Raw genomic sequence first — 22,976 nt, 5'->3', positions numbered from 1 at the left:
TTTTTAAATTAACCTTTTTTTGAATCTGTTTTATGTTGTTTTTGAGCTTTTTCACGCATATTTGTATCTAAGATACGTTTACGTAAGCGTAAATTATTTGGTGTGATTTCTAATAATTCATCCGTGTTCAAGAATTCCAATGATTCTTCAAGAGTAAGAATAGTTGGTTTCTTGATTGAGGCTGTTTGATCTTTATTAGAAGAACGAACATTACTCATAGCTTTTCCTTTAGTAATATTTACAGAAATATCACGTTCACGGCTACTTTGTCCAACAACCATTCCTTCATAAATATCAGTAGTAGGTGTTACATAAATTGTTCCACGTTCTTCAATACTCATAATTGAATATGTTGTAGCTTTTCCTGAATTAATAGAAACTAATGCGCCATTACGACGACCAGGTTCCCAGTTACGGATAACTGGTTTGTATTCAGAGAAAGTATGATTTAAGATACCGTATCCACGAGTCATTGAAAGGAATTGTGAATCATATCCAATTAAACCACGAGTAGGAGCTGAGAAAGTTAAACGAGTTTGGCCGTTATTACCGGTCTCCATGTTAATCATTTCACCCTTACGTTGAGCCATTGTATCAATAACACCACCAGAATATTCATCAGGTGTATCGATTTGGACGCTTTCAAATGGTTCTTGCATCTTGCCTTCGAATTCACGGTAGATAACTTCTGGACGTGAAACTTGAATTTCATAGTCTTCGCGACGTAAAGTTTCAATTAAGATTGATAAATGTAATTCTCCACGACCTGAAACAACCCAAGCATCTGGAGAATCTGTATCTTCAATTTTCAATGAAACATCAGTATGCAATTGTAATTTAAGACGATCTTCCATCTTTCGAGCAGTAATGTTTTTACCATCTTGTCCAACAAATGGTGAATCATTCGTTCTGAATGTCATTTGTAGTGTAGGTGGATCAATACGCATTAATGGTAATGCTTCTTGATGATCACTTGGTGTTACAGTTTCACCAACGAAGATGTCATCCATCCCTGAAACTGCAATTAAATCACCGGCTTTAGCTTCATTAATTTCAACACGATCTAAACCGAAGAAACCAAAAAGTTTTGAAACACGGAAGTTTTGAACTGAGCCGTCAAGTTTAATAACAGAAACTTGATCACCAACAGCAATTTTTCCACGGAACACACGACCAATACCAACACGACCAACATATTCATTATAATCCAACATTGAAACTTGGAATTGTAATGGTTCGTCACTGTTATCAACTGGTGCAGGAATTGTATTTATAATTGTTTCAAAAACGTCATCCATAGAATGTTTTTGAGTTTCGATATCTGGATCCATACTTGATGTACCATTGTATGCACTAGCATAAATAACAGGGAAATCAAGTTGTGCTTCATCAGCACCTAATTCAATAAACAAATCAAGAACTTCATCAACAACTTCTTGTGGACGAGCACCCATACGATCAATTTTGTTAATAACAACGATTGGTACTAATTGTTGTTCTAAAGCTTTTTTCAAAACAAAACGTGTTTGAGGCATTGTTCCTTCAAAAGCATCAACGACAAGTAAAACACCATCAACCATTTTCATGATACGTTCTACTTCACCACCGAAATCGGCATGTCCAGGTGTATCTAAAATGTTAATTTGTTTGTCGCCAACTCTAACAGCAGTATTTTTTGATAAAATTGTAATACCACGTTCTTTTTCAATATCATTTGTATCCATGGCACGGTCACTAATTTCTGAATGGCCATCCAATGTATCTGATTGTTTTAATAATTCATTAACTAATGTCGTCTTACCGTGATCGACATGGGCGATAATCGCAATGTTACGAATGTCATCTCTTGTTTTCAAGTTTGTTCTTCCTTTCGTTGGAGCCTTAATATTTTTACGAATAATAACTACAGTTCACTATTATAGCAGACAATTAACACACTTACTAAAAGTTTTCATACTTTTTCATAAATAAATCGCATAAAAAAACTGCGACTTGTTAGTCACAGCCACAACGCGATTCTACTAAAAACTATTTAGTAGTTTTAAAATGTCCTCTTGTGCGTTTTCCGTTGCTATTAATACATCTGCTGATTGTAACATATCGAGCTCTAACCCGTCAATTGTTTTCACGGTGATACCAAGAGTTTCCGCCAATATTTTACCGGCTGCAAAATCCCATGGTTTTAAGTGAGAAACATAACCAATTTCTTGTCCACGTAATATGTGAACAAACTCAATACCGGCACTTCCATAAACCCTAGCACCTGAACTATGTTGAACAATTGATTGTAAATGCTTATAGTCCATCATTAACATAGGTGAGCTACAACCTAGCAAGCCATCCTTAAGTGCTATATTTTCAGGCTTTTCAAGTTTTTTATCGTTGGCAAAGACGCCCCTATCTGGCCCACCAGAATATAAAACATTATTCATTACATCCATAATGAATCCCAATTTTCCAATACCGTTTTCATAAATACCAATCATAATCGCGAAATGATCTTTCTGTTTGACAAAATTCATTGTGCCATCAATTGGATCAACAATCCAAACAGTACCATCTAAATTTGTTACATCATCCCCAAAACCTTCTTCACCTAAAATTTTGGCTTTCGGATCAAAGGTACGAATTTTGTTTACTAAAAATTTTTCAGTCTGTTTATCCATATTAGTTACAAGATCAACTCGACTACTTTTTGTTTCAACAGACAATGGATTTCCAAATGCATGAATAATATTTTCACGTGCCTCTGTCAGCCAACTTTTAACCTGATAATTAACCTCATCAATATTCAAATCATAACCTCCCTATTGGTTAATTTTAATAACGTCCCTTGTACTCTCTCTTGCAAATTTCATTGTACGATAAATACTAAAACCTGATTCATCTTCGTACGATCTGCCTATTTGTTTTTCCTCCATTTTGGAAGGAACAATTTTTTTAAACTCACGATAATTATAAAGCAATTCTTCTCGATCAATACCTGTAGAATTTGCTAATTCTATTGCTTTATAGAATTCACTGACAGAGATAATTTCTTCAGTAGTCCAATGTGCTTCTAATGGGTAATCAATTTTATTATTCATAATTTAGTGTGTTAAACTCCCTTTATTTTTACTTTATTTAATTATTGAATTAATTTTCAACTAATACTTTCAATATACTTGAAAGTAATTACTATGTTTCATTTTACAGCAATCCATTAAAAACTAAAAGAAATGAAACATAACTATTAATTTTCAAATGGCCTACAGATATGATTATTTTATGCTACAATGTACCGTAGAATATTAATTTGGAGGTACTATTTTGATTAAAATAACAATGAAAAATATCATTCGTGAAGGTAATCCAATTTTACGAAATCGTTCAAGCGAAATGACTTTTCCGCTTTCAGATGATGATAAACAACTCGCACATGATTTAATGGAATTTTTAGAGAATAGTCAAAATGAAGAAATAGCTGAAAAATATCATCTACGCGCAGGTGTTGGCTTAGCAGCTCCGCAATTAGCAATTTCTAAACGAATGACTGCTGTCTTAATCCCTGGCCCAGAAGGTGAAGAGCCCACACTTAAACAAGTGTTAATTAATCCTACTATTTTAAGTCAGTCAGTTCAAGTTGCTGCACTTTCAGAAGGTGAAGGTTGCTTATCAGTTGATAGAGATGTCCCTGGATATGTGCCAAGAGCTGATCGGATTACACTTCGTTACTTTGATATCGAAGGTACACAACATAAAATCCGCTTGAAAAATTATGAAGCAATTGTAGTCCAACATGAAATTGATCATTTAAATGGTATATTATTCTTTGATCATATTAATACTGACAAACCATTTGCTATACCGAACGATGCTATTATGCTTGAATAAATAACTAAAGAGTTTCTCCAATAATTAATTTATTGAAGAAACTCTTTTTATTTCACTTTAAACATACTGTTTGAACTATACCTTTTTTAAATCTTTAGTATACATAATTGTCTCAACATTAACCAAATGTGCTACCTCTAAATGTAAAATACCGTCTAAATACCAAAGATCTGTTACTTCAAATGCCGATTTTGCTTCGACACTTTTTTTAACCAGGTTCATCATTTCAAATTCTTCAAATAAATTGAAAAAAATGTTTCTTATTTTCCCGATATTCTCTTCTGAAGGAGACTTCATCTGAAATTGATACTCAAATACCATGACCCTCTTACCCCAAACCTTTGAAACAATTTCTGTAACCCTTAGTATTTCAGAATTAATACCATATTCATTACCATGTAGTCTATTTAAAGCAAATTCAACCGCATTATCTGTAATAAGTTTGCTTTTATTTTTAAGAATAGTAATCTGTCTATTTCTTTTCAGACGGTTATAATTTAAAATTATGATGATCATTAAAACCACTACAGTCACTATTTTAACTACCAACCACATTTATAAAACACCACTCTTCCTTATACGATAACTTTTCATAATTATAACATGTCTGTTAAATTTTATCCTTTATAAGTCTATTCAAATCGGTCTATTCTATACTTAAATAATAATATATGATAAAATATAAATTATATGTTGTGCAGACAACCCCCAGTTCGGTTTCTAATTTCCATTTCAAATCATTTTAACCAAAATGATATCAATTTAATTTAAAGGAGTTTTACAAATGATTTTTAAAGTTTATTATCAAGAAACACAAGATAGAAATCCACAAAGAGAAGAAACAAAATCACTTTTCCTTGAAGCAAGTTCTGAAATTGAAGCTCAAAGTATTGTTGGTCACCAAACAACACATAACATTGAATTCATTGAAACATTATCAGATAAAGCTTTAGCATATGAAAAGGAAAACCCTACATTTAAAATGACGGAGTTTTCTGAATGAAAAAGATAAATGTTAAAAATAACGAGACTGGTGTTTTTGCAGTCGGCGGATTAGGTGAAATTGGTAAAAATATGTACGGCATCCAGTTTCAAGATGAAATTATCGTCGTCGATGCAGGAATCAAGTTTCCGGAAGATGAGTTATTAGGAATTGATTACGTTATTCCTGATTTTCAATACTTAGTTGCCAATCAACAAAAAATTAAAGCATTAGTTATCACCCATGGTCATGAAGATCATATTGGTGGTATTCCCTATTTATTAAAACAAATTAATGTCCCAATTTATGCTGGACCATTGGCTTCAGCATTAATCAAAGGAAAATTAGAAGAACACGGGTTACTTGCCACAACAGAAATGCATGAAATTGAAGAAGATACTGTTCTTAAATTCAGAAAAACGAGTGTGTCGTTCTTTAGAACAACTCATTCAATTCCTGATACTTTAGGTGTCGCAATCAAAACGCCATCTGGTAACATTGTAGTCACTGGGGACTACAAATTTGATCTAACACCTGTTACTAATCAGCCGCCCAACCTTCAAAGAATGGCTCAACTTGGTGCTGATGGTGTACTTTGTCTACTATCTGATAGTACAAATGCAGAAATTCCTAATTTTACAAAATCAGAAAGATTCGTTGGTAAATCAATTCGACGAATTTTTGAAAAAGGTGAAGGCCGCATTATCTTTGCTACTTTTGCTTCAAATATTTCCCGAGTACAACAAGCTGCTGAAGCTGCTGTTGCCAAAGGCCGTAAAATCGCTGTCTTTGGACGTAGTATGGAGGCAGCAATTGTTAACGGACGTGAATTAGGATACTTAAATATTCCAGATGATGCCTTAATTGATGCACGTGATATTAATTCATTACCCGCAAATGAAATTTTAATTTTATGTACGGGATCACAAGGTGAACCAATGGCAGCTCTTAGCCGTATCGCTAATGGGACTCATCGTCAGGTTTCTATTCAACCTGGTGATACTGTTGTTTTCTCAAGTTCTCCAATTCCTGGTAACACAATCAGTGTAAACCACGTTATTAATGAACTTTCAGAAGCTGGAGCAACTGTTGTCCATGGTAAAGTAAATAATATTCATACTTCTGGTCATGGTGGCCAAGAAGAACAAAAATTAATGCTCAGTTTGATGAAACCTAAGTATTTCGTCCCTGTCCATGGTGAATATAGAATGCTTAAAATTCATACTGGATTAGCTGAACAAATTGGCGTTCCAAGAGAGAATAGCTTTATTATGGAAAATGGTGATGTCTTAGCTCTAACTAGTGATTCTGCTCGAATTGCTGGTCATTTTGAAGCTGATGATATTTATGTCGATGGTTCAGGAATTGGTGATATCGGTAGCGCTGTCCTAAATGATCGACAAGTCCTTTCTGAAGAAGGCCTTGTTGTTGTCGTTGCAACGATTGACATGAAAAAACATGAAATTCAAGCAGGACCAGATTTATTATCTCGTGGATTTGTCTATATGCGCGAATCAGGAGAATTAATTAATCAAGGTCGTCGTCGCTTATTCCGTGTCATGAGTCGCTTATTAAAAAATGATAAAATTACAGAAGCCATGATTAATGATGCAATCGTTGATGACTTACAAAAATTCTTATATGAACAAACTGAACGTAAACCAATGATTTTACCAATGTTAGTTATCGTTTAACAAAAATAGCTCAATATTCTAATTAGAATATTGAGCTATTTTTATATAATCAAAATTTATCTTTAAATCCTTTTAAATTTTAGTTATAATTATTAGTATTAATTAAGGAGGGAAGTTCATGAATCAATATTTCATTATCGTTAATGAGTCTGCTGGAAGTGGTCGTGCTAAACAAATTTGGCAATCTATTGAAAAAAAATTAATTTCTCAAAATGTCTATTTTAAGGCCCATCTGACAGACTATATTGGTCATGCTTCCCTTCTAACGGAAAATTACGCCAGACATTATCACCCCATCGAAACAGACAATAATCAAATTATACTAGTTATTGGCGGCGACGGTACTTTAAATGAATGTATCAATGGTGTTAAAAATGCGAACACATTTGATATCCCAATTGCCTATATTCCTGCAGGATCAGGAAATGATTTTGCTCGAGGTGTCGGTATCCCCAAATCTCCACTTGTAGCTCTTGAACAAGTATTAAACACAACTTCACCTAAACTATTAAACTTAGGTGTCATGCACGAATTATCACGGCATGAAAAAAAATACTTTATAAATAATGTTGGCGTAGGTTTCGATGCGCAAATAGTAAGTATCGCAAATCAATCAAGTTCAAAGAAACTATTGAATAAACTTCATCTAGGATCGCTTACTTACTTAAGCGCCCTATTAGGAACTTTATCAAGACAAGCTGCATTTCCCATAACTGTCCGGGTGAATGGCCATCAAGAATTTTATCAAAATGCCTTTCTTGTAACAACATCAAATCATCCCTACTTTGGTGGCGGTGTTCCAATTTTACCAATGGCAGATCCGACAAAAAATAATTTAGACTTAATTATCATTGAAAAACCTAGTGCACTAAAATTAATCTATCTAGCCATTTTACTGAAATCTGGTAAACATATTAACCAAAAAGGTGTTCACCATTTTACATCAGATAAAATTAAACTTTCCGTTGACTCTTTAGAGTACGGTCAAATGGATGGTGAAGACCTAGGAACCCGTTTCTTTGAAATTGAGTATAGCGTCTTATCATACCCATTTTGGATTAACTAAAAAGCCTATATATCTCATTTAATTGAGATATATAGGCTTTTTCTATGGTCGGCTATTCTCCATTCCAATCATTGGATCAATTGAACCATCCATAATATTGTCGTTAGTTAAAATAAATTTTTCAATTAAAGTTGGAACAGGCGGAGCTATTTTAATAGATTTTTTAGCTAGTTGGCTCTCTTTAATCGAATCATCAACTTTTTTAATATCACCATCAAAAATCTGTTCAATTCGTAATAATAACGTTGTTTTTCTATTGGCTGATTCATTCTCAACACATTCTTCAAATGATTTTTCTTCGCCAAGCAAAATCAATAACTGGCTAGCACGGGTAATTGCGGTATACAGTAAATTACGTTTAAGCATTCGCTTATACTGCGAAACCATTGGCAAAATAACCATTTTAAACTCACTACCTTGAGACTTATGAATAGATGTGCAATATGCCAAAGTTATTTTTTGCCATTCATTTCGCCTGTAAGTCACTTCTGTTTGATCAAAAGCAATAACTAGTTCGTCTACCTTATCTTCGCTATCTTTGGCCAATGTAATTCCTACAATCTTACCTATATCTCCATTAAAAACATTATTTTCAGGACTATTAACAAGATGTAACACCTTGTCACCAATTCTAAATTTTTGATCTCTAAAAAGTACTTCTTTTTGTCTACTATTTTCAAGTGGATTCATAATATTTTGTAACATTTCATTTAAACGATTAATTCCCGCCGCACCTCGATACATTGGTGCCAGAACTTGAATATCACTTGAAGTGAACCCTTTATTCTTAGCTCGTTCAACAACCTGTTTAATAATTGATTCAACTTGAAATTCACGACTCGCGAAAAATGAACGATCCTTTTGATTCTGTGTAAAATCAGCAGGTAATTCACCTTTTTTTATTGAATGTGCGAGTGAAATTATTGATGACCCATCACCTTGACGATAGATATCCGTTAATTCTTTTCGCTCAAGATAGTCACTTTTCAATAAATCATAAAATGTTTGCCCAGGACCAACAGAAGGCAATTGATCTTTATCACCTACAAAAATGACTTTCATATCTGTAGGTATTGCATTCATTAATGTATTCAATAAATACGTATCAACCATCGACATTTCATCGATAATTAATAAGCCACCTTCTAAATCTTTCGTTTCAACATCATTATTCGATTCTCTTCCAGTTAGTCCTAAGAGTCTATGGATTGTACTGGCAGGTAATCCAGTCGTTTCAGTCATTCTTTTTGCTGCTCGCCCAGTAGGTGCAGCTAAAAGAATAGGAAATGTTTGTCCTTCTCCATAACTACTAAGATCGAGCGAAAAGTCATTTAATTCCGCAAATAACTCCACGATACCATTAATAACGGTTGTTTTACCCGTTCCTGGGCCACCTGTTAATAAAAATATCTGTGAATTCATAGCCGCCCTAATGGCATTAATCTGTGACTCACCATAATTCATATCAAGTTTTTTTTCAATCTTACGAATTGCTTTATCAATATCTTTTTCTGCTAACTTACCTTTTTCTTGCCCCGATGAAAGTAATCTTTTTAAATGTTCAGCAATTTGGTATTCTGCATGATACAGATTTTTTAAATAAATACGCTGTTCATCACCGACAACGAGTCCTGATTTAGCTAAATTAATGAGTTCTTTTGAGATTGCCTCAGGGTTTATTCTGACTCTTCGACTACTCTCTAATAATCGTAAAGATGCTTCCAACAACGGCTCTGCAGTCGCATAGGTATCGCCATCTTGTTGACATAAATCATTGATACTTTGCAAAATACCTGCTTGTATTCGACCTGAAGAATCAGCTGCAAATCCTAATTCTCCAGCAATTTGATCTGCCTTTTTAAAGCCAATATTTTCAATATCATTTACTAGTTGATATGGATTTTCTTGAATAATTTCAAGGGTTTTTTCTTTATAAGTTTGATAAATAGTTGCGGCTAATTGACTACCAAATCCAAAACCATTTAATCCAATAATAATTTGTTCCATCCCATTATTTACTCGAACAGTCTCTAATATTGTTGTTTTCTGCTTGTTTGATAATTCTAATGAATCAAGTACAGTATCATCTGCTAATATTTTATCAATTGTTTTCGTTCCTAACTTTTCAACAATTGATTCCGCAGTCTTTTTCCCAATCCCTTTAAATTCTGAGCCAGATAGATAGGTAATAAGCCCCATTTTTGAAGTAGGTGTTTCATTTTGATAATTACTCGTTTGAAATTGTTTCCCATATTTGGGATGCTCAACTTGTTGACCATAGAAGCGGTACGTAGATTCCTCTTTAATGTCAGCAAAATTACCAGTAACAACAACCTCATCTTCAGGCCATTCCAAATTACTTTCAATACTGTGAATTAGAATCACTTTATAAAAACTATCTTGGCTTTGAAAAAATATGGTTGCAACCTTACCAACCAAGTAAGCTTGTGTTTCATCACTTTGAGGATCATCATTAAATAAATTTAGTTTCTGAACAACCATTATTTCACATCCTCTTTATTTATCACGTAATTTTATAAACGATTCTATTTCACTTAATCTTTGTTTTTGTGCCTCAAAATAGGCCTGATTGGCTATTTTTGAACGATCAAAATAAGTATTGAATTCAATTCCTAAAACCATATTAGCTAAGCCTCGTTGAAAATTAGCCTTTGCATTATTTTCATCTATTTTAAGAACTAAGTCATAATATTTACCAGCATTTTCAAACTGACCCAATGCTAAGAAAATATCGCCAATTAATTCGTTGGCGTCCATATTTTTAGGATTTATTTCTTGAGCCGTAATCGCAAATACTAATGCTTGTTGATACAGCTCTTGAGCCATATATGATTGTGCTAACATTAAAAAAGCTGTTTCTTTCAACTTTTGATTAGTTACTTTTTGAAATGATTGAATTGCTTCAGAATACAGTTCTGCCTCGTAAAACACGTTACCAAGACCATATTGTAATAAATCAACTTGTTCATTTTTCTCATCAAAATATCCAATAGCTTTTTTATACAGTTCTTCCGCCTGAGGGTAGTCTTTTACTTTTGTTAAATAACTACCTAATTCATAATAAGCCGTTTGATTATTAGGTTCTTTTTCAACCTTTTCAACTAATTGATGAATAATATGTTTTGATTCTGCTTCTTTTTCTTCTCTCTTACCCATTATTACTCCTTAAACGACATCACTTTCATCGCGTATTCTATCCAAATAACTAGTATCATTCCATTTAACTAATTTAAATTCGGTTCCATTTTGTGTTTCCAAAATAGTCGTACTAGTATTCGATAAGCCACCTTGTTTACGGAAGTCTTTCAGCGGTACTCCTAATAAATCGTGAATCAAGGCACCAAGCGCCGCACCATGACTAACAATGATAATATTTGCATCTATTTTATTTTGGTCAACAATTTTTTTAATTGTTGGAACCATCCGCTTTAATAAAGCTTGAAATGTTTCGCCATTAATATTTTTAGGATCATATTTATCGGGATGATTACGGAAGGCATCGAGTTCCTCAGGATACTGAACAGCCACATCTGTAAACTTCATGCCTTCCATTTTCCCTAAATGAAATTCTTCTAAGTTATCATTCAAAATAACATCCAAATTTTGGTTTAGGCCTGTATTAATTAAATTTGCTGTGTCCTTTGCACGCTTAATAGGACTTGAATAAATAGCATCAAATTTTATTGATTTAAGTGCTTTGATTAATTGTTGTATTTCTATGTAACTTTGTTCAAGTAAGGGTGAATCTCCATTCGCACCTTGGTATCGTCCCTCAAGATTCCATTCTGTTTTGCCATGTCGAATAAAATATATATTAGTCATCAGTCAATAAGACCCCTTCGTTTTTTCATCTCTATTATATTATGCCACAAATATAAAAAGGCACAAACAAAATATTTGTTTGTGCCTTAACTATTATAAATTCAATTTAAACATATTGTAATTGTTTTGATCCCTCAGTTGACTTTTTAAATGCAGCGTCAATGATACCACTACCTAAGCATTCTGCGCCATCGTAAAAGACAACAGCCTGTCCAGGTGTAATAGCACGTACTGGTGCATCAAATTCAACTGTAGCTTCTGTACGGTCATCATTTAAATGAACCGTCACACCAACATCAGTTTGACGGTATCTAAACTTAGCAGTGATATGGAAATCATTGCCAAAGCGATCGATTGGTGCCATAAAACTTAACTCTGATGCTTCAAGATAATCGGCATAAAGTAAATCATTATGGTAACCTTGTCCAACAATCAATGTATTTGTTGCTAAATCTTTACCTACAACGAACCAAGGATCGTTACCTTCACCCGTACCACCAATACCAAGACCTTTACGTTGACCAATTGTATAATTCATAAGACCATAATGCTCGCCCATTTTTACACCGTCAACAGTCATCATATTACCCGTTTGTGCTGGTAAATATTCACCAAGGAACTTTGTAAAGTTTCTTTCGCCGATAAAACAAATACCTGTTGAATCTTTTTTCTTAGCAGTTGAAAGTCCAGCTTCTTCAGCAATTCTTCTAACTTCTGGTTTTTCAATGTTTCCAATTGGGAACATAACTTTTTGAATTTGTTTTTGTGATAATTGACTCAAGAAATAAGTCTGATCTTTGTTACTATCATCCCCACGTAACATATGCATAATACCGTCAGCATCTTGCTCAACTTGTGCATAATGTCCCATTGCGATGTAATCAGCATCAAGTTCCATAGCATAATCGAAAAATGCTTTAAACTTAATTTCTTTATTACACATCACATCTGGATTTGGTGTCCGACCCTTTTTATATTCATCCAAGAAATATGTGAATACGCGATCCCAATATTCTTTTTCAAAATTAACGGAATAATAAGGAATTCCAATTTTGTTTGCTACTTTAGCAACATCTTTGTAATCTTCTGTTGCAGTACAAACACCCATTTCGTCCGTATCGTCCCAGTTTTTCATGAAGACACCAACTACATCATAACCTTGTTGCTTTAATAAATAAGCAACAACTGATGAATCGACGCCACCACTCATCCCAACAACGACACGAGTTTTACTATTATCTGGCATACTATCACCATCATTTCAATTAGATTCTGAAAAAATCTACGATTTGAAGGTCGCACTATTTCAGTAAGTACTATTATACCAATAATATATACTAATACAACCCTAGTGTGTCATAATTTACTTTACTTAGTTTATACGATCATCAAATCCACTTATTTTAATAGATTCTATTCGTGATACCACTTGATTGGTACCATTAAGCATAGGCCCTTTAATAATACTTTCGCCTTTTTGTAAATTAGATAAAAGATATTGATATTGTTGATTACTGTCTTTATCTAAAGATAGCGTGTTCGCAATAAGTTTAACTTGGTCTTCCAATGGTAAAAAATTAACTTGCTCAGATGCATTATAGACACTACTGATATCACCCTTAATAGCTGATATAGATTGAGTTGCAAAAATTCCTGACCAACCGAATTTTCTTCCTTCTTTTAAAATTTTAACAGTTGGAGAGTTATCTTTAAAATTTAAATTTTGTATTTCATCAAGTACCACTGGAATTGGATTTTCTTCTGTATTTCCAATACTTTGAAGATAATTAAACAAATCCCAAAGTACAAATTCAGTAATAACTTTTTGTATATCATGTTGAAATCCTTTTAATTGAAAAATATGAATAGTTCCATCTTTATTTAAATATGACTCCCAGTTTTTGGAATCTTTAGTATAAGTGAAAGGATTTGAACTCAATAACATATCTAGTCTACCTACTATTTTTAACCCATCCTTGAATTCATCTTCGTCACTTAATATATTTTTTAAATGTAAAAAGGTAAATGATTTACCGTTTCTTGCATAACCATCACTTATTGCAGTTTTCAATGAATACCTTTGCTGAGTGCCTAACTCAAAAACGTTATCTAACATTTGAGATACTCGGTCTGCCATATCATTTACATCTTCAGTAATAAAGGTTCCACCACCATAATCTATTTCTTGAAGATTAAATGGATTTATAGGTAATTTATCCCCCGCTTTAACTAAGTGAAATTGAATTTTATTATCATGTCTCATTTTGCTAACAAAATTTTTATCCAATTGATTTTCCAAAAATCCATCAGTATAATCAACTACCAAACTATTAATATTTTTATTAGCCAACTCATACAGTAATGTTTGAACAAAGTAAGTCTTCCCCTGCCCAGACTTACCCGTAATAATCATGTGCCTATTTGAAAGCCCTGGATTTCCATACTCCCAATAAGCTTCATCAACACTACCTTTTTTAACGCCTAATTTAATTCTAGTTTTTTCAGAAAATGTATTTTCAGGATATTCTATTTCAAAATCAGAAAGTTCATTTATATTCGAATATTGACTTTGACTTTCATTTATACTATTTATAGATTTAATTTCGTTGTTATCTTCAAAATTTTTTTTATCCTTATTTTCACAATATTCATAAGCTGACTCTGTATCTAATTCTTTGTTTATAATAATATTTTTTCCTTTATCAGTATCGATAGTTTCTTGATAACTATCATCATGCAAAATATTTTTTAAAAGGCTTTCTTCCGGAAATCCCAATTTTCCACTTTTAATTTCTGAGATGATTTCATTTAATCCCTTACTTGCATAAATGTATGCGTCACCCTCAGGAAGTTTAATTTCAGTTATATTCTTACCGCCTAATTCCTTTCTAAGAATTCTCCGACTATCATTTCTATCACCAAATGAAACAATGAAAGCCTTGCCATAATATTCGTTTAATTCATTTGAAATTATAAAATCATTATTCAATAACTTATCATCATTATCTTGAATTTTTTTATATAGTTCTGCATTTATTAACTTGTTATTAAACATTTTTTTTAGATTAGCTAAATATATTGTCATAAAAAAATTACGGTAATATTCGGATTTAAATTTATTTTCATCCCTCAGCGCCTCATTTATTGTTTCTGCCGTATTAACCGCCTGCAACGTTGCCTTAGATATAACATCCGAATGGTTCTGTCCAACTTTAACTTCGACAGGAAACAAATGAATTTTTAAATTTTCTCCTACTTCAACACCCATGAATAACAGATCATCACTTGTAGCTCCTGTCATTCCTAGATTTTTTGCTGTAAATAATCCTTCTTTTTGGCTCATGCCAACCATTCCAGAAACTCTTAATATCTCTTCTAGCGATATGGGCACCCAAATAATATTCTCAGTTTCTAAAATACCCATTAATTCTTTATACGCCGAAATAATACTTAACTTTTCCCTCACTATATTGTGATTCGTTTTATCTCCGATAATTTTTAGAAGCCATTCTCCATTAATAATGTTAAATGATTTAATAATATTTAAACTTGTTTCTTTATTTTTAATTATAGTTTTGTCATATCTTTCTATCTTATCATTGATAATTAAACTATATTGTTCAATTTGGTTTGTAAAAGTTATTGACTCATAATTTGAAGTGTTACTTTGATCTGTATAATGAATAATATATAAATCATTACGTTCCGAAAAATAATCCAAACTGATATCTGGATCCAATAACGTTACCCAATTACTATTTTCCATAATATTCGTTAATATATCATCAAAATGACCATCTTCACTTTCAAAACTTGGAATGTTATTTACATTCGTAATTCCTGCTTGATAAACATTTGTTTCCGCATTGTTGGCTACACTAAATGCATTCCAATCATACATAAATTTGATCAATGGCCGATGTAAATATTTTGAATCCATATTTACACCGAATCCTTGTATAAACATTTTTTTATCAAGACTATATTTTTTACCACTTATTAGACCGCCTAAAGTATAATTCATTTCCAGCTTATCTGATTTAAAACTATTGGCATTACTCTCGACATCCATCTTATAAAATGAAACATGACTATATGGTTGTCTAACAAAATTATGATAAATATTAATCCGCGATTTTAATACTTTAATTACGTCTTCATTAGCATAATCATTAATTTTATCTCCCATAAATTTTTCAGAAAATAAATTTTCAAAATCAGCTGCCGTTATAATTTGATTAAATTGGTCATATATTGGATTAAGAATTTTTTTATCGTTATTTATATATAAATTAACAGGATGCATATTTTCTAATTTAAACCCTTGTTTAGTATTTTGAAGCTGTTTTAACATAAAATCAATCGTACTCTTTAATATTGTTTTATCATCGTTAATATTATGCATTGAAGCATTTAATGCATAATCAGAACTTACTTCAAAAAGATAATGAAAATGCTTATAAAAATCTAACATTCTAGAAGTAATAATATTTCTAGAAATCGCTGATATTTTTGATTTTTTAAATTCATTAAAGAATAACCATCTAGGCGAACTATCATCAAAATTTGATTTTAATAGTCCCCCATTTTTTGATATATATGGAACTAATCCACTTGGATTTAACGTTCGAATAAAATTTTCAGGTATAGATTGAAATTCTGTCCTTTTTAATAACTCTAGTTGATATTTAATCAATACTGGATGTAAAGGTGTATAAGCTATTTCCCCATCGATTTCTACTGTACCCATTTTATATAAATCTTTTAATTCCAATGTAAGTCTTTCTTCGGAGATTTGATTAATTACTTCATCAAAATCATCACAATATTTATTAAGAGCTTTCAATAATTCTTGATCAAAATAACTTAAACTTAAAATAGTATTTCTTTCTTTTAATAGCTTACAAATAAGAATATAGTCTATTCTTATTTGTTCAGGTATCTGAACTTCAATACTAGTGACAATTGAATCATCTATTTTTGCATACAATATTTGTTGTTTAATAATATCTACTTCATAATTCAACAACTTCTTATTTTCACTAAAGACATAATATTTTTCTGTACCATTAATTATTTTAGCCCCATCAAAAATTAAACTTTCATTAGCCTTACGCCTATTTTTTTCTATAAACAAACCACTTCTGGGAACCGGCTTCTGACTATTATCTAAAATTGAAAATGGTATTTCAATGCCTTCATTAACTAGCTTAAATTCATTCTCACTTTCATCTGAATCAATATTTTCAAAATTAATATTTACACCCACTTCATCTGAAATAGGAATTACATTATATTTAATCTGATCATAATCAACCTCATCAATAAAATCTGTACCACCAATTATATAATTTTTTTCGTATTCTAACTGAATCTCCATCTTAGATTTAGTTATTTTTACACGATAACTCGATAATATATTATTAAATATGTCTTGAGAAAATGGTAAATAAATTATTTGAAATGTATATTTCTGTGCCTTTGAATGTTCATATGAGGTCTTAATTCCATATATATCCATCACATTGAAGTCGTTTACAATAATTTTTAAATTATTACCATCTGCAGTAAATTCAGCAGATTTCCCATCAATTATATGGCTCTTACTTTTATTAATTCTTGATGCCTTCACAGAATCATCAAAAGGAAGTTTTATTATCAATTGATTATTTTCATGATTAATATTATTTTTAAATATTAAAATAAATCTGTTTTTGTACTTAACAGAATTTTTATTTTCACCATTTTCTCTACTTCGGTCATATATAATTAAATCAGGATTAACTTTATTTATTTTATCTGATTGATAAATAATTGTATCTTTTCTTAATTCTTTTAATTTTTCTTTTCCTCTTTTTATTTTTGAAAAATCGACATCCATCCAAATATCCTTTTCTTTCAACATACTCATTGATTCTAAATCTGCTTGCGTGTAGTTAACTATTTTATCTTCAACAGTATTATATTCTTGCCAACCACCAATCTTTTGAAAATCTTGCTTATTTTCTCTTAATCTTTTTTTAATATTATCAGCATCATACGTTTGTATTTGTGTATCATAAAAATAACCCATATTTTTATAGTCATCCGGAGTAATCTCTGATTTTTCTAAAATTGAAAAAATACTGGCAAAATCTAATAATGTTAAGTTCATTGAATCTTCCAAAATTATATTCTTTTTAAACTCTTCTAATACTACTTGGTTAGCGTCCGATAACCCGGACTTTTCTATTTCACTTTTTAAATCGTGTTTAATTTTATCAACAGAAAAAGGCCCATTTCCGTGACTAACATTCATGGCTCCACCCGATATACTGTCAAGAATTTCAGTACACACGATAAAAAGTGCCGTATTTCTCCATATGTCAGATTGTAAACTAACCCTATTTCTAAGTGTTACTAAAAAATCTGAGTTCATTTTATCTGTTGCTGCAACAAATAATATGTTAACACCATTTATATTTACCACTTTACCATGGAACTGCACGTCCTTTTGATCAATTACAAAATCTTCAGTAGAAATAATATCATTCATTTCAAATGCATTATAGAATCTAACAACTTCATTATTTTGATCTAAATTCAAATAATACCTGCTACCAGCACTAATATTTTGGGTTTTAAACCATTTAAATAACCGTTCGATTAAAAATTTATAATATTGGTTTGACATATTGTGCATCCCCGCTATCGCTTAATTTTTCAAGAATATTCATTTTTTCATATGTTTCTACTAATTTTCTTTTAGAAATATTATCTAATGAAATTCCTCTATTACTCATTTCGGTAATAACATCTTTAACAAGCATTTTTTCTGAACCAACTATACCCGCTGTAATCACCAATACAGTATCATCAGTCATGTTTAAAACATTTCCAAGTCTACCACGTCTTTTTACAAAATATTTTACTGCTATTGCTTCAAAAGATTTAGAAAATCTAGATTTAGTTTCGTCGGATAAATTTTTTGTTAATTTTAATTTTAAAAGTTTTATATTATCCTTTATATTATTTTCAGATGACATGCTTATATCATCCTCCAAAAACTCATTTAAAAATTCACTTAAATTATTTCTAAGTTCTATTGAATATTCAAAATTTATATCTGTTAACTGAAATAAACTATAAAATTTTTCACTAGGAACTAATAAATTTAAATAATCTAATAAATCAACGTTAACTAACAAATCAGTTGCGTTTTCTTTAACTTGAGCATAACCTCTATCATTTGTTGGTCTTGAACCTGATATTTTTTCCGTATCAAGTGCAAAAAAAATATTTTTTTTATTAAACTCATCGAAGGTTCCAATATTCATTATTATTTGACTAATTATGAAAAAATAATAGTAGCTAAAAAATGTATCAATATTTTTCATAAAAAATGTTGTATTTTTCATAAAATTGTTCAAATCATGATTAAAATAATCTAAGAATATACTTTGGTCACCAATTGAAACAAATTTTTCTTTTTTTATATTATTATTAGTTAGTTCATGTAAATTTTCTATAATAATTTTTTCATAAAGATTGTGCTCATCTTTTTTATTTATAAATTCAATCCACATATTATTTTTCTCTAGCTCAAGTGTATAATTTAAAAATGCTGCAATCTTTAATTCTCCACTTGAACTTTTTTTTTCGTTCGACTTTTTATACGCCAGCAACTTGGGAATATAAATTTCATCAAGTGCCGAATTAGAAAATAATTTTAAAAATTTATCTTTATTACCTATTTTAGATAAATCAAAATCATCACTTATATCCTTATCAAAGGATTTAGTATCCTTTGATATCTCACCTTTGTTAATGCTAATCCTTGCTAAATTACCTATAATTGGTGCAAATCCATTTTCAAATTTTGCTCTCTCTGGCTCACGGGTCATAAACGGTAATAATTGTCCTGATTTATGATGATTATTTTTTATCTTTCCTTTATCCATTTCCAAATGTTTTTTTAAATTTTCTAATTCAATAGACATTATATTTTCACCTCTGATACTTCATAATCAATCCCATTATTCTCTATTTTATATAGATATCCATCATTTATATTACCAACAATAACAGTTTCATTGTTATTAGTATTCAGTAATATGTTAAATACAAAATTGTTAAAATTCATTGCCTCTGACCGTTCAATATTAGAAATAACATATCCATTATGAATTTTTGTCAATAGCACATAATCTTCAAAATCTATTTTAACAAAATATTCAGCTTCATTACTTGTATCTTTAAAACACATATTAATTTCAAACTTGTTAATTTCAAAATCTACATAGTTTAATCTTAATGGCACTGCAACTCTAGTTTTTAAACTCAAATTATTTATAAACGCGAATCCTTTTACAGTTTGACCGTTCCACCGTAATACATTGCTTTGTATCAATTTTGCCAACTCTTTAATTTGTCTTACATTTTTTGAAAGAATACTTAGAAAAGAAAAATAATTTTCATTATCAAATAACTCATTTTGATAATCTAATAAAAATTGAACTCTAAGAAATGTGTTAACTCGAATTTTATGTCTATCCGTATCTAATTTACCAACAGATTCTATAACTTTTTGAATTGCTCTTTCATTATCTTCAATTTTATCTTCAATTTTATCAACATACTCATCATCATAGTTGTATACCTCAACATTAAATTCATCAATTTTTTTATTTGAATTTCGTGATGGATCAAGAAAATAAATAGCTTTTAATATCTCAGACTTATTTTGGCTTTCAAATAATAAATAAGGTAAATATGATGTGTAATTACTTTTAATTTCCTTTGCTGGTATAATAATATCGTGAATAAAGTTCAATACATCTCGAGTGGAGATGATTATACCATTAGAAACTTGAATTCTTATCAATAAATATTTAATTGCTTCTTGGACTTTCTTATTTAAGAACAGCTCATAATTAATATGTTCAACTTTATCATAGCCATTTTCTAAATCATTTCTGTAAGCATTATAAAATGGATTATTTTCTTCTTTTAAACATATTTTTTTAAAAATTTGATCATAATATAAGCTGTTCACACCCGTCTCATCAATTTCAAAGTTTGCATTATTAAAAAATGAAATCACTGATACTTTTTTATCTTCTATATTTTCCTGATTATTTTTTTCTATATTACTCAATGCAATTGTAATTTCACTTAATGTCGAATCTGACTTTATTTTATGAAGTAATCTCTTAACTACCCCTAAATTAATAGCAATAATAACATGTTTATAACCTTCAATTTCATTCTTATTCTTTGTGAGAATATCCATTAACGAATCAATAGATGATAAATTAGGATTAATGCTTTCCGTTGCATCATTATGTATATATACTTTATTTTTTTTAAAAATATCAAAATATTGATTATTCATGTAAGATAATAGATGCGATTTTCCATCTCCTACATTTCCTACAATAAAAGTTAAAGAACTTTTTTCTCTCTGTATTTTATTAAGAATTATCTTCTCTAACCTATGTTGTATTTCTCGTTCTACGTGCATATATTCATTAAAAGCACTAAAATCACTTGCATCAATTACAGAATCTTTTGCTTCAAATGATAATTTTTTTAACATCTGTGCCAGAGCAGATTCTGTTATATTTTTATCTTTCTTAAATACATCAAAATATTGGTGTATTTCTTCTAACTTATTTATGTCATGAGTAATTGCAACTATTCTAAGTTTTTCAAAATCAATATCTGAAATTAACTTCTTACTTCTTAATTTCAATCCCAAACTATACAAATCATCTAACGAGAATTCTACCTTAGACCCTTCAAAAGATACTTCAAATTTTTTAATCAATATTTTATATAATGATTCTGCTTTCATCAAATATAAATCCATTATTTCATCTCCTATTGAATATAGTGAATACGCTTTATTATACCTTTTCAATCTAAAAACGTACATACAAAAACATCCTTATAATACTTCATAGTTAATATACCCTTATAAAATACTATTAATAATAATAAAAAAGGTATTGTCATTTTGACAATACCTTTTTCAAAACATCCCTATCAATTAATTGACCAATCACATAATCAAATTGTTCAGTTTCAGCTTTTTTATCTTCACCATGAAATATATTAACTGCTTTAAGTCCATTAGCAGTCGTCGTTGACATTTTAAATCCAGTTAATGACTTATCAACGATAACTTTAACTTTAATGCCCTTATTGAAAGGTGAATTAGGATCTAAAGATCTCTCCAATTGAAAATTACCTGCTTTAGTTTCTGCAAATCCTAAATCTCTTAACGTATATTTTTTTACATCAGAACTCAATTCATAAGTTACTGTATCTCCTAAAAGTTGAATACTTTTTTCAAATGCCATTATTAAATTCCCCCTATTTTTTCAATCTACCAACTATTCTAACTAATTGTACTATAAAAGTATCTATCTCTTCAGCTGTATTATCTTTTCCAAAACTCAATCGAATAGATTCTGTGACTCTCGGACTCTTTTCACCGTACATAGCCATTAATACATGTGAAGGTTCGAGATTACCAGCAGTACATGCAGAGCCACCAGAAACAGCAATACCTGCCAAATCTAACCGGGTCTGTAATACTTCAGTTTGAATACCTTTTATCCAAATATTAAAGACATGTTGTAAGTTATCATCTGAGAGTGTCCCATTAATTTCAAAATCAATATGGTTATCATCTAATCCCGCTATAATTTGCTTTTTGAAGCCTTGATACTTTAATTGTCGTACTTGTTTTTCATCATCTGAGATTAAAGAAACAGCTTTAGCAAAACCTGCAATTGCTGGTATGTTTTCTGTCCCTGCTCGTCTCTTGTCTTCTTGCTCCCCACCTTTAATAAAGGGAGGGAAAAATATAGATTCTCTTCTATAGAGAAAGCCTAAAAATTTAGGCCCATTCAATTTATGGGCTGATGTTGATAACATATCTATATGATCCTCATTAACATCTATATCCAGTAGTCCATAAGCTTGAACAGCATCCGTATGGAACCAAGCTTGATGATCCTTTAAAATCTCACCAACTTCATGAATTGGCATATGACTTCCCGTCTCATTGTTACCCATCATGATTGAAACAAGAATTGTATCATCTCTTAAAGCCTCTTTAAAATCGACTATATTGATAACACCATCTTCATTAACTGGTAAATAAGTAACTTCAAATCCAATTGATTCTAAATATTTCATTGTTTTTAAAATAGCCTGGTGCTCTACTGCTGTTGTGATTAAATGCTTACCTAATGTTTTTCTCTGAATAGCTGTTTGCATAATAGCCATATTATCACTCTCAGTACCACCACTTGTAAAGATGATTTCTGATTCTTTTGCATGAATACTATTTGCAATAATTTGTCGACTATCATCAAGCACCATTCGTGCTGAACGTCCAAATTGATGTGTACTTGAGGCATTCCCGAAGGTGCTCTTCATCATATCTGTCATCACTTCAACGACTTCATTTGCCATTGGTGTGGTTGCTGCGTTATCTAAGTATATTCCTGACATTAATTTAGTTTAT

17 protein-coding genes are annotated in these 22,976 nt (G+C 30.8%); 4 read left to right on the top strand and 13 right to left on the bottom strand.

Translation table 11 applies throughout. The features are described 5' to 3' along the window. Positions 1-8: 8 nt before the first annotated feature. From typA to AC1RPV_RS05725, 3 genes are all read right to left on the bottom strand, one after another. Positions 9-1,856: a translational GTPase TypA gene (gene typA / locus AC1RPV_RS05735; protein WP_481761702.1), complete on the bottom strand. Its 1,848-nt coding sequence runs from the start codon at positions 1,854-1,856 to the stop codon at positions 9-11. Between the two features lie 165 nt (positions 1,857-2,021). Next, positions 2,022-2,795 carry an inositol monophosphatase family protein gene (locus AC1RPV_RS05730; RefSeq protein WP_481761701.1) on the bottom strand — a complete coding sequence of 258 codons (774 nt, stop codon included), beginning with the start codon at positions 2,793-2,795 and terminating at the stop codon, positions 2,022-2,024. A 12-nt stretch (positions 2,796-2,807) separates the two neighbouring features. Next, positions 2,808-3,086: a UPF0223 family protein gene (locus AC1RPV_RS05725; RefSeq protein WP_481761700.1), complete on the bottom strand. Its 279-nt coding sequence runs from the start codon at positions 3,084-3,086 to the stop codon at positions 2,808-2,810. Between the two features lie 238 nt (positions 3,087-3,324). Here AC1RPV_RS05725 and def point away from each other — a divergent pair, with 238 nt between their 5' ends. Then, entirely contained in the window at positions 3,325-3,873 is a 549-nt protein-coding gene (gene def / locus AC1RPV_RS05720; RefSeq protein ID WP_409022787.1) for a peptide deformylase, read from the top strand. 75 nt (positions 3,874-3,948) lie between these two features. On the opposite strand, the gene AC1RPV_RS05715 is transcribed toward def, so the two are convergent. Beyond that, positions 3,949-4,428 (bottom strand): hypothetical protein, encoded by a 480-nt coding sequence (locus AC1RPV_RS05715; protein WP_409022393.1) that lies wholly within the window; start codon positions 4,426-4,428, stop codon positions 3,949-3,951. 229 nt (positions 4,429-4,657) lie between these two features. On the opposite strand from AC1RPV_RS05715, the gene AC1RPV_RS05710 reads away from it, so the two are divergent. From AC1RPV_RS05710 to AC1RPV_RS05700, 3 genes are all read left to right on the top strand, one after another. Continuing rightward, positions 4,658-4,876, top strand: a complete 219-nt coding sequence (locus AC1RPV_RS05710) for a DNA-directed RNA polymerase subunit epsilon (RefSeq protein ID WP_409022392.1) — start codon at positions 4,658-4,660, stop codon at positions 4,874-4,876. After that, positions 4,873-6,549, top strand: coding sequence for a ribonuclease J1 (gene rnjA / locus AC1RPV_RS05705; RefSeq protein ID WP_409022391.1), 1,677 nt, complete (start codon positions 4,873-4,875; stop codon positions 6,547-6,549). The genes AC1RPV_RS05710 and rnjA overlap by 4 nt, the downstream gene beginning before the upstream one ends. A gap of 118 nt (positions 6,550-6,667) precedes the next feature. Then, the gene (locus AC1RPV_RS05700; protein ID WP_481761699.1) at positions 6,668-7,615 is read left to right on the top strand and encodes a diacylglycerol/lipid kinase family protein; all 948 of its coding nucleotides are present in this window, start codon (positions 6,668-6,670) and stop codon (positions 7,613-7,615) included. Positions 7,616-7,657: 42 nt separating this feature from the next. Here AC1RPV_RS05700 and recD2 read toward each other — a convergent pair whose 3' ends face one another. The 9 genes from recD2 to AC1RPV_RS05655 all read right to left on the bottom strand — a co-directional run bounded on the left by recD2 (position 7,658) and on the right by AC1RPV_RS05655 (position 22,963). Next, entirely contained in the window at positions 7,658-10,117 is a 2,460-nt protein-coding gene (gene recD2 / locus AC1RPV_RS05695) for an SF1B family DNA helicase RecD2 (protein WP_481761698.1), read from the bottom strand. Between the two features lie 15 nt (positions 10,118-10,132). Next, entirely contained in the window at positions 10,133-10,792 is a 660-nt protein-coding gene (locus tag AC1RPV_RS05690; RefSeq protein ID WP_481761697.1) for a tetratricopeptide repeat protein, read from the bottom strand. Between the two features lie 9 nt (positions 10,793-10,801). Beyond that, complete coding sequence (locus AC1RPV_RS05685; protein ID WP_481761696.1) at positions 10,802-11,458, bottom strand: histidine phosphatase family protein; 657 nt, start codon at positions 11,456-11,458, stop codon at positions 10,802-10,804. A 106-nt stretch (positions 11,459-11,564) separates the two neighbouring features. Then, positions 11,565-12,704: a tRNA 2-thiouridine(34) synthase MnmA gene (gene mnmA, locus AC1RPV_RS05680; protein WP_409022386.1), complete on the bottom strand. Its 1,140-nt coding sequence runs from the start codon at positions 12,702-12,704 to the stop codon at positions 11,565-11,567. Between the two features lie 126 nt (positions 12,705-12,830). Beyond that, complete coding sequence (locus tag AC1RPV_RS05675) at positions 12,831-18,131, bottom strand: helicase HerA domain-containing protein (RefSeq protein ID WP_481761695.1); 5,301 nt, start codon at positions 18,129-18,131, stop codon at positions 12,831-12,833. Next, positions 18,112-19,437: a DNA phosphorothioation-dependent restriction protein DptG gene (dptG, locus tag AC1RPV_RS05670; protein WP_481761694.1), complete on the bottom strand. Its 1,326-nt coding sequence runs from the start codon at positions 19,435-19,437 to the stop codon at positions 18,112-18,114. Before dptG ends, AC1RPV_RS05675 begins: the two co-directional genes overlap by 20 nt. Beyond that, positions 19,437-21,308 (bottom strand): DNA phosphorothioation-dependent restriction protein DptF, encoded by a 1,872-nt coding sequence (gene dptF, locus AC1RPV_RS05665; protein WP_481761693.1) that lies wholly within the window; start codon positions 21,306-21,308, stop codon positions 19,437-19,439. The genes dptG and dptF overlap by 1 nt, the downstream gene beginning before the upstream one ends. 142 nt (positions 21,309-21,450) lie before the next feature. After that, positions 21,451-21,801 (bottom strand): DUF1831 domain-containing protein, encoded by a 351-nt coding sequence (locus AC1RPV_RS05660; RefSeq protein WP_481761692.1) that lies wholly within the window; start codon positions 21,799-21,801, stop codon positions 21,451-21,453. Between the two features lie 13 nt (positions 21,802-21,814). After that, positions 21,815-22,963 (bottom strand): cysteine desulfurase family protein, encoded by a 1,149-nt coding sequence (locus AC1RPV_RS05655; RefSeq protein WP_481761691.1) that lies wholly within the window; start codon positions 22,961-22,963, stop codon positions 21,815-21,817. Positions 22,964-22,976 lie beyond the last annotated feature (13 nt).

It is taken from the genome of Dellaglioa sp. CoH-55-MRSF-9, from assembly GCF_056782155.1.
This window is presented reverse-complemented; position numbering and strand designations above follow the sequence as displayed.